The organism is Dyadobacter sp. AC419, assembly GCF_979253085.1.
In genome coordinates, this window is record NZ_CEEDCD010000018.1 from 172885 (window position 1) to 186410 (window position 13526).

Sequence of the window (13526 nt, forward strand, 5' to 3'; positions counted from 1 at the left end):
CAGCATGTTATACCCTCCTATTACAGCGTTTTGACAAATAAAAGTATACATATTGCCATAAAAAATGGGAGAACAGGCTGCTCCGTCCTCCCATTGAACCTTAAATATTAAAATTCTAATATCCCAAAACCGGAGAAAGCCATTTTTCAATCTCTTCCAAAGGCATATCTTTTCTTCTCGCGTAATCTTCAACCTGATCCTTAAATATCTTACCCACAGGGAAATAACGACTTTCAGGATGTGAGAAATACCAACCGCTTACGCTGCTTGCGGGATACATCGCGAAACTTTCCGTCAATGTAATTCCTAGCTGTTCGGCATCGAGCAGATCAAACAACATCCGCTTCTCAGTGTGGTCAGGGCAAGCGGGATATCCTGGGGCAGGACGTATGCCGACATAGTTTTCCTTGATCAGATCTTCGTTGCTGAATGTCTCGTTTTTGGCATAACCCCAAATTTCCTTCCGGACCCGCTCATGCATTAACTCTGCCAATGCTTCCACTAACCGGTCGGCCAGCGCTTTCACCATAATGCTGTTGTAGTCATCGTGGTCTTTTTCGAATTTATCCAAAAGCGCCTCAATTCCGATTCCCGCAGTCACGGCAAATCCACCAATGTAATCCGTTTGGCCGGTTTCCAATGGAGCCACAAAATCTGAAAGGCAATAATTAGGCAAATTGGACGCCTTCTGACTTTGCTGACGCAGATGATGCAAAACCGCCGCCGTATCCGCTACAAGCTCGCCTGCATTCAGGTTTTCTGTCGCGTGCTGGCTGATACGATATTCAACATGCTGGTGTGAACCGTGTCTTTCGCAAGGCACTTCGCGCGTTTCTTCCTCAAAGTGATGCAAAACAATGTCGTCCTGAATCGCATTGGCTGGCCAAAAACCGATCACGGCTTTTGCTTTCAATGTTTTATCACGAATGATCTCACCTAAAAGAACAGCTGCATCTTCGTATAGTTTCACTGCTTCCGCACCAACAACTTTGTCTTCAAATATTTTTCGGAAACTTGCCATGCAACTGCCACGTCTGAAAAAATGGTGTCCAGTCAATGTATTTGGCAATGTCATTCAAATCATAATCGTCATAAACGCGTGTTCCGAGGAACTGCGGCTTGGTTGCCTGAAACTTCGTCCAGTCAATTTTCGCCTTGTTTTCGCGCGCCTTTGCAATTGGTACATGCGCTTTTTCTCCACCGCGTTTTGCATGATCTTCGCGCAGCTTCGCATATTCAGCCTTAATGTCCAAAAGCACAGCTGCCTGACTTTCATCATTTTGAATAAGCTTACCAGCAACCGGAACCGATCTGGAAGCATCCAAAACGTGGATTACGGCGCCTGAATAATTCGGGTCAATTTTAACTGCCGTGTGTATACGCGAAGTCGTCGCGCCTCCGATCAGCAGCGGCATTTTGAAATTCCTGCGCTCCATTTCTTTTGCAACGCCCACCATTTCATCAAGCGACGGCGTAATCAATCCCGAAAGACCGATAATGTCAACATTATGCTCGATGGCTGCGGCCAGGATTTTATCAGTCGGCACCATTACGCCGAGGTCGATAATTTCGTAATTATTACAGCCTAGCACCACGCCAACGATGTTTTTACCAATGTCGTGCACATCGCCTTTTACCGTTGCAAGCAAGATTTTCCCGGCTGAATTGTTGCCTTCACTTTTCTCAGCCTCAATGTAAGGCTGCAAATAAGCAACCGCCTTTTTCATCACACGGGCAGATTTCACAACCTGCGGAAGGAACATTTTTCCCTCACCGAAAAGATCACCGACAATGCTCATTCCATCCATCAAAGGGCCCTCAATCACCTCCAATGGTCTGTCAAACAAATGCCTGCATTCTTCCGTATCTTCATCAATATAATCTGAAATTCCTTTTACCAAAGAATGCGAAATGCGCTCTTTTACAGGCAATTCCCGCCAAGAAAGATCCGGGCCGCTTTGCGTTTTACCCTTGTCTTTTACAGTTTCTGCATAAGCAACGAGACGTTCTGTTGAATCCGCGCGGCGGTTAAGCAACACGTCTTCAACTAGTTCGAGCACATCTTTTGGAATTTCATCATAAATGCCGATTTGCGCAGCATTCACAATGCCCATATCCATCCCAGCACGAATCGCATGATATAAAAACGCGGTGTGAATCGCCTCACGCACAGGCTCATTTCCCCTGAAACTGAACGAAACATTGGAAACACCGCCTGAAACTTTCGCATGTGGCAGGTTTTCCTTAATCCAACGAACAGCATTAATAAAGTCGACCGCATAGTTATTATGCTCTTCCATTCCGGTTGCAACCGTCAGGATGTTTGGGTCGAAAATGATGTCCTCTGCCGGGAAACCAACTTCTTCGGTCAAAATGCGATAGGCTCTGGAACAGATTTCAATGCGTCGTTCCAGGTTGTCCGCCTGCCCTTGCTCGTCAAATGCCATTACCACCGCCGCAGCGCCGTAACGCAACACAGTTCTGGCCGATTCCTTGAACTTTTCTTCGCCCTCTTTCAAAGAAATGGAGTTCACAATCGACTTACCCTGCACACATTTCAGCCCCGATTCGATTACTTCCCATTTAGAAGAATCGATCATTAACGGCACCTTGGAAATATCTGGTTCAGAAACAATGAGGTTAACGAATGTCTTCATTGCTTCTACGCCATCGATCATCCCTTCATCCAGGTTAATGTCAATGACTTGCGCTCCGCTTTCAACTTGCTCGCGTGCAACCGCAAGCGCTTCGTCATATTTGCTTTCGCGAATGAGGCGGGCAAATTTCTTCGAACCCGTTACATTACAACGCTCTCCAATGTTCACAAAGTTGCTGAGCTGATTGATCTTAACCGGCTCTAAACCAGACAATTTCATCACCGTTTCGGTTGAAGGCAATGTTCTTGGCGGATATTTTGTAGTAAGGTCCGCAATCACGCGAATGTGATCGGGAGTCGTTCCGCAGCAGCCACCGATGATATTGATCAGATTATCCCTCAAAAATCCGTCAATAACTTCGCCCATTTGCTCGGGGGACTCGTCATATTCGCCCATTTCATTCGGTAACCCGGCATTCGGGTGCGCAGAAGTGAAAAATGGCGCTTCTTTTGCTAAAATCTGCACATAAGGACGCATTAAATCAGCGCCTAATGCACAGTTCAAACCAACCGAAAGCAATGGCAGGTGTGAAACAGAAGTCAAAAATGCTTCGGTCGTTTGCCCGGATAATGTTCTTCCGGATGCATCCGTAATTGTTCCCGAAATCATGATTGGCAATGACTCACCCGGCACATTTCTCCATGATTCCAACCGCTCTACCAAGCCATTTTTGGCGTCAGTAAAGAATTTATCTATAGCAAAAAGCGCTGCTTTTGCATTCAATGTATCAAAAATCGTTTCAACCAAAAGAACGTCGCAACCGCCGTCGGTTAAGCCCTTGATCTGCTCATAATAAGCCTCAACCAGCTGGTCGAAACTAATGGCGCGGTAACCCGGATTGTTTACATCCGGCGAAAGCGAGGCAGTCCGGTTCGTCGGTCCGATTGAGCCTGCTACAAAACGTGGCTTGTCCGGATCTCTTTCTGTAAATTCATCTGCAACTTCCCTAGCAAGGCGTGCGGATTCAAAATTGAGCTCGTAAACCAGCTCTTCCATGCCGTAATCGGCCATGGCGATGGTGGTTCCCGAGAATGTGTTGGTTTCTGCAATGTCAGCTCCCGCATCAAAATAAGCAGCGTGAATTGCCTTGATAATGTCTGGACGCGTCAGCGAAAGCAAGTCATTGTTTCCCTTCACATCGCGCGGCCAGTCTGCAAAACGCTCGCCTCTGTAATCGTGATCCTCCAATTTATATCGCTGGATCATCGTGCCCATGGCGCCGTCCAGCACCAGAATACGACTTTTCAGGATTTCACGGATGTCTGCTCTTTGCGTTGCTACCATTGTGTTGTATTTGTATTAACTGATAATTTATGCCTAACTATTCCAATGTCAACTGGAAAGCAAATTTAGCTTAATAGATGTTTTATTCAATAAACTCAAAAAATTTAGACTAATAGTCTGCTAAAATTCAAACGCCTAAATTATTTATCTATATTCGACCCATTGAAAAAGTGAATAAAGATATTCTATCTATGTATAATCCCGACGAAACTGACGCCAAAATCCTTCATTTCCTGCAACAGGACGCCACTTTGAAAACAAGGGAATTATCTGAAAAGTTGAACTTATCTTACACGCCTGTCTATGAACGCGTTAGGCGATTGGAAAGAAGAAGGGATCATTAAGAAATATGTGGCGCTGGTTGACCGCGAAAAGGTTGGCAAAAAGCTCATGGCCTTTTGCAACATTGCCCTCAAAGAGCATTCAAAATCCATGGGCGAAAAGTTTGTCAAAGCGGTGGTTGCCATGCCGGAAGTGATGGAATGCTTCAACATTTCGGGAGATTATGACTTTTTACTGAAAGTTGTGGTCGACGATATGTCTCAATATCAGCAGTTTCTGATGCAAAAGCTCGGTTCGCTCGAAAACATCGGCAGCACGCACAGTTTGTTTGTAATGGGGGAAATCAAGAACTCGTCTGCGCTGGAAATGCATATCCAAAAAAAATAAATACGGCGCCGGAAATTCCAGGCCGTATTCCAACTCACCCCTAACAAAACTCTTTAATGTCTTTGAATGTAAAGGACATTCCTACTTTTTAAATACGCCCTTCACAAAGCTGCTGTTGCAAAAATTACCATTTTTTTGGCAAAAAAACGCCTTTAACGTTTTTTAAGACTGTCTTTGAGCGACTTGAAAATATAATGCTCGACTTTTGCAACAGAATTACGGCGTAATCCGTAATCCTAATTAAGCAATCATTCCCTGACAAACCGATCCTCTGACCTTGCTCTTCGGACGAAAAATATCTTTTAACGAGAACGACTTTGATTCGGTCGTTGCTGCGTGCATTGCTGGCAATAATCAGGCGCAGAGGCATCTGTACAAGCAGTTTTTCGGCTATTCGAAAAGTATTTGTCTGCGTTACACATCCACAACCGAAGAGGCGGAAGAAGTTTTGAACGAGGGTTTTTTGAAGGTTTTTAATAATTTAGGTAAATACGATTCCAATCATCCGTTCAAGGCGTGGCTGCGGACGATCATGGTGAACACGGCGATCAGTTATTATCGCAAGCACAAGAAGCACAGCGAGGATGTGATTGCCCTGGAAGACGCTCCTTATCCTAAGTTTGAAGAAGAGATCATCGGCCAGATCACGGCTGATGAGATCCTGGAATTGATCCAAAAGATCAAGCCGGTTTATAAAAACGTGTTTTTACTATATGTGGTCGATGGCTATAACCATCGCGAAATAGCAGATTTGCTGCAAATTAATGAGGCCACTGTCCGCTCACATTATGTGCGTGCAAGGGCGCGTTTGCAACATTTGATCAAACAATATTACCCAAATTTCTTCCCAAGTGATTGGGCCGTAAAGTAATCTCAGAGGAAATGAAAACTAATAAATTTGAGGATACTATACGCCGGAAATTAGAAAGTATTGAACCTGACTTTCAAGAGAAAGACTGGGCTAATATGCAAAGTTATATGCGCGCCCAAAGTCCTCCAGTTTCTGGCAGCAACACAGTTCATGGATCGGGTACGCCGCCGCAGCTTCGGTTTCGACGGTGATGGCGTTCATGTATGTGAGCCAGCGCACGCAAAATAATCACCTGACTGCCGATGTCAAAAAGCTCCAAAATCAGATTGATGCCATCCAAAATGCGCCTGCAATTGCTGAGAAAAAAGATACGGTTTATCTGATCAAAAAAGGTGACGGTTCGGGTGAATTGGTAGCGCTTTCAGACGCAGATGCTGACATTAACCCTATGTCAACAGGAACATTGGCAAGCCGAAAGGTATTTATTAAGGAGCAAGAAGCAAAACGATTTAACCTAAAAGATACTGACAATCAGATCAATAAATCAGATCTGGCTTCATTCAAAACAAACGAGCGGATTGCTGATAACAGGTTCTCTTCAAATTCGATTAACATCAACTCATCTTCAAATGTGTCAATGATTAATGGCGGCGGTGGTTCAGGCGTCGCTGTTAACAATGCGGGGTTTTCCAAAACAATGCTGGCGCGGAAAGATTTGCGATGCCTTCAAACATTCAATTGGATTTGAAACAGCCTGTGGACATGAATAACAGCAACTTCGGCGTGAACAAGATGAAATACAGTCTCGCAAGCCGCATTTCAAAACGTCATTATCAACAGGCGCTGCTCGCTTCAAATGTTCAAAAATCAGCTGCTAATGTTTCAGAAAAGAAGACAGAACAGATTGCACAAGCAGAGAATGTCATTCCAAAACTAAACCTGAAAGTGCCTTACCGCTTTGGTGTTGGCATGTCATCGGATGCAGTGGGTAAAACAAAAACGGTGAGTGGCGAAGTGCTTGTTGCCAAAAAGTTTTCTCTTTCTGCGGGCATAAGCTGGCTTAAAGTGAAGCCTATGGAGTTTTTTAATGAGAAATTATTCAGAGAGAAAAACCGCCGCGACTTCAAAGGAGCCCATCCCGGAGAAGTGCCGCTGGCTTTCCAGGTTTACAACATTAAGGTGGATCCAACGGTCGTTCAAATTCCGCTGACGGTCGCATTCAGAAATAGTATCAAGGATAACTGGGCCTATTATGCAAGCGCAGGCACGAACATTACGGTTTCTGCCAAAGAGAAAATTTCGTTTGATTGCAAAGCGCCTAATTACGAATATTTTACACAGTCTTTTGAAGCCAAAACGGATGTGCCCGTTATCAATTCTGTGAACTTTTCCGTCGGCCTTTAGAAAACCTGGTATCCGATTGTGGTTCAGGCGGAGGGATATTTATACAATTACTTTAACCAGCTCACACCATTGAGCCAGTCGGCCGGTCCGGGTGTAAAAGTGAAGCTAATGTATCAGATAGGAGGAAAAATGTAAATCGCCAGCTTCAACTTTCAGGAATAATAAGTAGAATGTTGTTTCTGAAAGTTCTATTTTTGGCTTTATTTACTCCCCTATTAATAACCTAGCTTTTGAAATTCGCTGCAATAGATATAGGATCCAATGGTGCCCGCATGCAAATCTCTTCGGTCCTGCATGACGAGGGAATTTCCCGTTTTAAGAAGGTCGAATATGTCCGCTTTCCACTCCGCCTGGGTCATGATGTGTTCACAGAAGGCCGGATAAGCCCGATGAGTGAGGACCGGATGATGAAGTTAATGCTGGCTTATCAGCTCCTGATGGAACTGCATGAAGTGGACGATTACATGGCTTGCTCAACATCAGCCATGCGTGAAGCAGACAATGGTTTTGAAGTTCGCGAACACATTGAACAGCGCACCGGCATTCATATCCAGATCATTGATGGCCAAAAAGAGGCGGAGCTTGTCAATAATGTGGTTGTCAAATCCCTTGCAGACGGGCAATTCATTCACATTGATGTCGGCGGCGGAAGCACGGAATTGAATGTTTATAAAGACAGACAAAAAATCGCAGCAAAATCCTTCAAATTAGGCTCGGTTAGGCTTCTGGAAGGAAAGGAATCCAAGAGTTCCTGGTTAAAGATCAAGGAATGGATTAACCAGAATGTTGATTATAACCTTCCCATTGAAGCTGTCGGAACGGGTGGCAACATTAATAAACTTTTCGATTTATCTTCGAAATTATCCGAAAGCTCGACCAGCCTGGATGAGATCGAAAGAATGCGCGACTACATTGCTTCATTCACACTGGAAGAGCGCATTAACAAACTGCAACTCAATCCAGACCGCGCTGATGTGATCGTCCCTGCGGGCGACATTTACACTTCCGCAATGAAATGGGCGGGTGCAAATGTTATTCACGTGCCGGATGTAGGCTTAAAAGATGGCATGCTGCAATTACTTTACGATCGGGCATGCCGCAAAAAAAAGCCCGAGAATAAACCCGGGCCTATGCGTTCTTAACAAAATTCAGCTTACCAAACCTGTTCAAGGTCTTTCGCTGAATATTTGTGATTTCTTTCAACAAAAACAGAATCCTTTGCCTCGCGTTTCAGCGCTAACGGATTCTTTTTGCCCAATTTTGCAATTGCAGCAACTGGAAACAACACGACGAAAAACACAAGCGATAGCAAGATCCTGCCGTTAATGGCACCTAAAATCTCAGCGATTTTATACCAACCCTTGACGATCAGATCGCCTGCGGCTGGAATGGCAATGCTCAAAACGCCAACAACGGCTCCTGCAATCAGGAAATATTGAGATTTGAAAATAAAGTATAGAACGACCAGTCCCGTAACGATGACCAATTGTGCTTTGGCCTTATCAGATTCACTCATTTGTATAGTTGGAAGATTGTAAAATGCAGTGGCTTTTGAAACCACTGCATATTGGGAAAAAAGTCGGATCGATCAGATTGAATTAGAACAGGGTGTAAATGAACGGAGCAACTGCCGAACCTCCACCAATAACAATCAGCACACCGATAAGTAGTAAAACGACAATTACGGGAGCTAACCACCATTTCTTACGCTCCTTCATAAAAGCAAACAAGTCTGTCAAAAAATCCATTTCTTTAGCTGTTTTTATTTCAAAGATAAATATTTCAATATTTTTTAATACTATATTCTAATTATATTATTGTTAAGGCTTCTTCATCGCCTCTGTGAGGCGATCCGCAATGAGTTTGTTCAATGTTGCGCTGCCGTGTCCGTCGTTCTTTCCAACCACACGTTCCTTTTCCGGAATCTTCAAAACGCCATCATTAATGCCTACAACCGTTACGCCTTTTGAACGCAAATAGTCTTCAACCGGCTTCGTATAACCTGCGCTTTTATCAACTTGAAAAAGGAAAGGAATGAATACGGCATACATTTTCGCACCTGTGCTGTCCCTGTAATCGACCATTTTTGAGAGATCATGAAGGTGTGCGTTGAGTACGGTTGTATCGGTGTAAGCAGTTTGCACAAACTTTTCGAATGTGCTGAAGCCAGTGTGGGGAAGTTGCCAGTAAATGAAGTTTGGCAGATAAAAACGCTTAACCAGCGTAGTCATTGGCCCTTTCAAATCTGCATATGGCTCCGCTCCGGACAGTGACAAACCTTTTTCGCGGCCTACTTTTTCAATGTCATTTGGAAAATACTCTAATACAATGACATCCGGTTTGACTGGAAATGATTCCAATCGCTTTGCTTCATCCCGCGTATCTGCGCCGGACATTCCAAGATTGTAAACAGAAACTTTGTCGGCACCAAGCGAAGCTTCCAGCTGATTGGAAAAGCGCTCGTTAACATCTTTCAATCCGTGACCGGCTGCAAATGAATCGCCGATAATCAGAATGTGTTTTTTGCCAGGCTCGTTGGTAACCTCCTTATCGTGATATCCAAGCGAATTAACAGGCTTCCAGTATTTTTCCCACCAGATTTGCGAAGCCTTGGAAAGCACGCCCTCGTGGCTTTGCGGAATGTACATGAAAATCATTTCCAGGAAAACCAGTGTCACGATCAATGGAACAGCAATCGTAACAATGTTGGCAAGAATGCCTTTTGCTTTGCTTTTTACTACACCATAATAGAAGATCCTGAGAATTTCAATGATGAACAGAAACCAAAACGCAAGCTTAGCAAGACGAACATACCAGCTGTCTGCTTGCGGAAATCCTGGATATTCAAACTTGATTTGAAATCTGTCTGGGTAGAATAGGAAAACGAAGAGTAAAGCAAGAAAAAATAAGCGAACTACGCTTGAAACTATTTTAGAGGTCATTGTGTGTTACTGAAATTCACTATTAATCGAGTACAAATTCTTCTTTCCAATTGTCTTTTTCCAACCATTCAGGCTGTTGTTTTTTATCAAAAATAAAATTCCCAACAACCAGATAGTCCATTTCTGTACGCATGAAGCATCTGTAAGCATCATTCGGCGTGCAAACAATCGGTTCCCCGCGGACATTGAAACTTGTATTAACGATAACAGCGTAACCAGTCAGCGCTTTAAAGGAATCAATCAGTTCGTAGTAACGCGGATTGGTTTCCTTATGGACAGTCTGAATGCGAGCTGAATAATCAATATGTGTAATTGAAGGAAGATCTGAGCGTTCGAAATAAAGCTTCTCACGCAAGTCTAACGATCCGTAGTTGGATGGAACCGGCTTACGTCGTCCTTCCGCAACCGGGTGAACAAGAAGCATATAAGGTGAAATCCCTTCATAATCGAAGTAATCTGCGCAATCCTCTGCTAATACAGAAGGAGCAAATGGACGGAAGGACTCCCGATATTTAATTTTCAGGTTAAGCTTTTTCTGCATTTCTGCATTTCTTGGATCGCCTAAAATACTACGGCCACCCAACGCACGCGGTCCAAACTCCATACGACCCTGGATCCAGCCTACTACATTTCCTTCGGAAAGCAGCTTAGCGGCATCAGCAGAAAGGTCTTTGAAGTTTTCGTAATGTGTGTAAACGGCTTTATATTTTTTTGCCGTCAAAGCCACGTCCAGATCAGAGAATGTTGGCCCTAAATAAGAACCTCTCATCGCATCAGCCGTCCAGGTTATTTTCCTTTCCTGACCAAAGAAAATGTGATACGCTGCCTGCGCGGCTCCTAATGCACCACCGGCATCACCAGCAGCTGGTTGAATGAAAATGTCTTTGAAGATATTGGCTTTCTGCAACTTGCCGTTGGAAACGCAATTCAACGCAACACCACCAGCCATACACAGATAATCTGCGCCTGTAAGACGCTTGGCTTCCTTCGCCATGCGAATCACTGCTTCCTCTGTAATGTTCTGAATCGCCAGACCTAAGTTGCAATGAACCGGTTCGAGGGCATCTTCCGGTCTTCTTGTTTTGAAACCAAAAAGCGCCTCCCATTTATCCTCATTAACCATTTTCAGGCCTGTCGCATAATCAAAGTAATCTTGATTTAGCCAAACAGAGCCGTCTTCTTTGAGTTCAATGAGGTCTTTGAGAATGATATCCTCGTATTTTTTGATATCAGGAGAAGTCGGGTTGCCGTAAGGCGCAAGACCCATCAATTTGTATTCGCCCGAGTTAACCCGGAAGCCCAGGAAATAAGTAAATGCAGAATAAAGAAGACCTAATGAATGCGGAAATCTCAGCTCTTTAAGAATGCTGATGTCCTTTCCTTCACCCAGGCAAATGGAAGCAGTTGCCCACTCGCCTACGCCATCAATTGTAAGAATGGCAGATTTTTCAAATGGTGATGGATAATATGCACTTGCGGCGTGAGAAAGATGGTGCTCAGGAAACAGAAGCTTTACTTTCTTCTTTTTGTCATAACCCAACTTAACCAGCTCTTCATTGATCAGACGCTTTAAAAACATCTTCTCCTTAATCCAAACGGGCATTGCAGTTAAAAATGACCTGACACCCTTTGGAGCAAAAGCATAATAAGTTTCGAGAAGTCTTTCGAATTTCAGTAGCGGCTTGTCGTAGAAGACGATCGCATCTAATTCATTAATGGTAAGTCCACCGTATTCGAGGCAAAATGCAACTGCATTGGACGGAAAACCAGGATCATGTTTTTTTCGTGTGAAACGCTCTTCCTGCGCTGCTGCAACAATTTCTCCGTTGTCAATAAGAGCTGCTGCCGAATCATGATAAAAAGCTGAAATGCCTAAAATTTTCATTTAACAAATTAAAATTACCATTACGAAAAATCTGACAGAGGCCTTTACAACAAGATCGCACGATAGCGTGTTCCTTAAAAAAACTTTTCGACAACATTGGCTATCAGCTACTTACAGAAAACCGGATGAATTTTCTCGCTCAAATCGAGTACAAAGCTAGCACAAGTTTAGGTTTTATGCATATCTACGTTCAAGAGATAAAAAGAGATCAATTAAACGGCGGGGGAATTTAACGGAGGATTTCTTTCAATATTATGTACTTGGAAAGCTCCTTTGCGAACTGCTTTGCGCCTTGCTCACTCAGGTGGCAAACGTCGCAAAACATGGTTGAATCCTTGGGTAAAGCCACTGACATATCCAAGAAATGAGTTTTATGTTCACGCTGCACTTTCATGAGCATTGCATTATGCGTCGCTATTCCTTTAATTATATGTTCAGGTTTCCCCCAGGTTGTCACGGGTGAAACAATGTAACATGGAGTAAAATACTTTTTATCGTCCGGCCCGCCATTGAGACTAACTCCGGGAGGGAAGTAAGACGCGTATTTGACGAGCAACAGCGGCTCGTGTTTTTGATCGGCAATGCTGGCAATGCTTTTCAAATTCTGATAATAAGGCAAGGCCGTTTTAATGTCTTTTCCAAATTCAGCGAAATCAGAATCCACCTGATCATTACTAATGTAGAGCCTCTTAGATAATTTGTTGCGCAGCGCACTACAAGTCAAATGCAAAGCGTAAGGAATGACGGTGAACTTCATCTCCGGATGGCTCAGCAACAAATTGATTTCATCATACCATTTAATGTGACCATAATCTGCACGAAACAATTCCGTCGTGATGTTATTTGCGCGGTTTTCATTAATTGCTTCATAGTATATTACGAGATCAAATTTCTGGTGCCGGAGCATCCTGTATTTAATAGCATTGTCAAGCGAGTTGTGCCCTGGCATTGCAACATTAAAGAACTTAAACTTTTTGATTTCAGGATAAGCCTGTTGAAAATGTAAATCCAGACGCATTTCCAGTCTTGACCAATGTGTATTGACCACAGATCCGCCAAGAATTAAAATATTCCTCGTTTTTGGCCCGTGATCCAGCTTCGCCTGTTCGACCGACTCCATAAATGGATAATAATTTTGTTGGAGATAACGAGCCGGAAGCAGGAACGGATATCCGAAGCAAGTCAGCGCTAAACGAAAGATAAGCTCTGAGAAGACAAACAAGATCACAATAAATGTTGACGCCAGGGCTATCTTCCTAATCATGGAATAGAGCCCTCCTCAGCGGCAATAACGGCTATTAGATAAGTTTTCTGCCGATCGGGAAAGATAACACTTCCGAAGAAAGCAATAGGAATACGCATATTGTGCAATTAGTTGATCGCAAAATGGACCAACCTAATTCTCTGCACACAATCCGTTTATCCTCCGGTGACTTACGATGAGCAATCGGTTTAAATCGCTAAAATGTAATTTTTGTAGGCTTCAAATCTTCGTCAAGCGCAACGAAAGTAAAAATGCCCGTAACTGCCTTTTCGCGGCCTTCTTCGTACATTTTTTCAACGAAAATATCGACGCGCACTTTCATACTGGTGTTACCGACCGTTTCTACCCTTCCTACTAATTCAATAATGGTCCCTGCGGCGATGGGATGGGTGAAATCAATGCGGTCGGAGGAAACGGTTACGCAGCGCAATCTTGAAAACCGGGTGGCTGCAATAAATGCGATTTCGTCCATCATCGACAGGGCGGTGCCGCCGAAAAGTGTGTCGTAATGGTTTGTGTTATTAGGAAAAACCGTCTTAAATACGCGGGTTTCTGAGGCAAGAATCTTTTCTTCTAATGTCAAAATTGTAGCTTTTGGTCACGCAAATGT

At 43.7% G+C, this 13526-nt stretch carries 12 protein-coding genes and 1 pseudogene; 6 read left to right on the forward strand and 7 right to left on the reverse strand.

What is annotated here, in order from left to right:
- Positions 1-115 precede the first annotated feature (115 nt).
- Positions 116-3941: pseudogene (metH, locus tag AC0IYG_RS13170) on the reverse strand (methionine synthase).
- A 191-nt stretch (positions 3942-4132) separates the two neighbouring features.
- Between metH and AC0IYG_RS13175 the strand changes: the two are divergent.
- The 6 genes from AC0IYG_RS13175 to AC0IYG_RS13200 all read left to right on the forward strand — a co-directional run bounded on the left by AC0IYG_RS13175 (position 4133) and on the right by AC0IYG_RS13200 (position 7967).
- A complete protein-coding gene (locus AC0IYG_RS13175; protein WP_471711511.1) occupies positions 4133-4285 on the forward strand; it encodes an AsnC family protein in 153 nt (50 codons plus the stop codon).
- Positions 4245-4610: an Lrp/AsnC family transcriptional regulator gene (locus AC0IYG_RS13180; RefSeq protein ID WP_471711512.1), complete on the forward strand. Its 366-nt coding sequence runs from the start codon at positions 4245-4247 to the stop codon at positions 4608-4610. The genes AC0IYG_RS13175 and AC0IYG_RS13180 overlap by 41 nt, the downstream gene beginning before the upstream one ends.
- Before the next feature lie 277 nt (positions 4611-4887).
- Complete coding sequence (locus AC0IYG_RS13185) at positions 4888-5481, forward strand: RNA polymerase sigma factor (protein ID WP_471711513.1); 594 nt, start codon at positions 4888-4890, stop codon at positions 5479-5481.
- A gap of 190 nt (positions 5482-5671) precedes the next feature.
- Positions 5672-6169, forward strand: coding sequence for a hypothetical protein (locus tag AC0IYG_RS13190; protein ID WP_471711514.1), 498 nt, complete (start codon positions 5672-5674; stop codon positions 6167-6169).
- Positions 6142-6825 carry a hypothetical protein gene (locus AC0IYG_RS13195; protein ID WP_471711515.1) on the forward strand — a complete coding sequence of 228 codons (684 nt, stop codon included), beginning with the start codon at positions 6142-6144 and terminating at the stop codon, positions 6823-6825. The genes AC0IYG_RS13190 and AC0IYG_RS13195 overlap by 28 nt, the downstream gene beginning before the upstream one ends.
- Positions 6826-7055: 230 nt before the next feature.
- Entirely contained in the window at positions 7056-7967 is a 912-nt protein-coding gene (locus tag AC0IYG_RS13200; RefSeq protein ID WP_471711516.1) for a Ppx/GppA phosphatase family protein, read from the forward strand.
- Between the two features lie 11 nt (positions 7968-7978).
- Here the strand turns inward: AC0IYG_RS13200 and AC0IYG_RS13205 are convergent, their stop codons facing one another.
- The 6 genes from AC0IYG_RS13205 to AC0IYG_RS13230 all read right to left on the reverse strand — a co-directional run bounded on the left by AC0IYG_RS13205 (position 7979) and on the right by AC0IYG_RS13230 (position 13499).
- A complete protein-coding gene (locus tag AC0IYG_RS13205) occupies positions 7979-8341 on the reverse strand; it encodes an SxtJ family membrane protein (protein WP_471711517.1) in 363 nt (120 codons plus the stop codon).
- An 82-nt stretch (positions 8342-8423) separates the two neighbouring features.
- Complete coding sequence (locus AC0IYG_RS13210) at positions 8424-8573, reverse strand: DUF5989 family protein (RefSeq protein ID WP_169719989.1); 150 nt, start codon at positions 8571-8573, stop codon at positions 8424-8426.
- 72 nt (positions 8574-8645) lie between these two features.
- Positions 8646-9767 (reverse strand): SGNH/GDSL hydrolase family protein, encoded by a 1122-nt coding sequence (locus tag AC0IYG_RS13215; protein WP_471711518.1) that lies wholly within the window; start codon positions 9765-9767, stop codon positions 8646-8648.
- A 22-nt stretch (positions 9768-9789) separates the two neighbouring features.
- Entirely contained in the window at positions 9790-11652 is a 1863-nt protein-coding gene (locus tag AC0IYG_RS13220) for a carbamoyltransferase family protein (RefSeq protein ID WP_471711519.1), read from the reverse strand.
- A 229-nt stretch (positions 11653-11881) separates the two neighbouring features.
- On the reverse strand, positions 11882-12772 hold the full coding sequence (locus AC0IYG_RS13225; protein WP_471711520.1) for a hypothetical protein: 891 nt from the start codon (positions 12770-12772) through the stop codon (positions 11882-11884).
- 340 nt (positions 12773-13112) lie between these two features.
- Positions 13113-13499 carry an acyl-CoA thioesterase gene (locus AC0IYG_RS13230; RefSeq protein ID WP_471711521.1) on the reverse strand — a complete coding sequence of 129 codons (387 nt, stop codon included), beginning with the start codon at positions 13497-13499 and terminating at the stop codon, positions 13113-13115.
- Between the last annotated feature and the right edge of the window lie 27 nt (positions 13500-13526).

What these genes read in the sequence shown, in the direction of transcription:
- AC0IYG_RS13210 (WP_169719989.1), bottom strand. Translation starts at nt 8,573, where the DNA reads ATGGATTTTTTGACAGACTTGTTTGCTTTTATGAAGGAGCGTAAGAAA.
- AC0IYG_RS13190 (WP_471711514.1), top strand. Translation starts at nt 5,672, where the DNA reads ATGGCGTTCATGTATGTGAGCCAGCGCACGCAAAATAATCACCTGACT.
- AC0IYG_RS13220 (WP_471711519.1), bottom strand. Translation starts at nt 11,652, where the DNA reads ATGAAAATTTTAGGCATTTCAGCTTTTTATCATGATTCGGCAGCAGCT.
- AC0IYG_RS13180 (WP_471711512.1), top strand. Translation starts at nt 4,245, where the DNA reads ATGAACGCGTTAGGCGATTGGAAAGAAGAAGGGATCATTAAGAAATAT.
- AC0IYG_RS13175 (WP_471711511.1), top strand. Translation starts at nt 4,133, where the DNA reads ATGTATAATCCCGACGAAACTGACGCCAAAATCCTTCATTTCCTGCAA.
- AC0IYG_RS13205 (WP_471711517.1), bottom strand. Translation starts at nt 8,341, where the DNA reads ATGAGTGAATCTGATAAGGCCAAAGCACAATTGGTCATCGTTACGGGA.
- AC0IYG_RS13215 (WP_471711518.1), bottom strand. Translation starts at nt 9,767, where the DNA reads ATGACCTCTAAAATAGTTTCAAGCGTAGTTCGCTTATTTTTTCTTGCT.
- AC0IYG_RS13195 (WP_471711515.1), top strand. Translation starts at nt 6,142, where the DNA reads ATGCCTTCAAACATTCAATTGGATTTGAAACAGCCTGTGGACATGAAT.
- AC0IYG_RS13225 (WP_471711520.1), bottom strand. Translation starts at nt 12,772, where the DNA reads ATGGAGTCGGTCGAACAGGCGAAGCTGGATCACGGGCCAAAAACGAGG.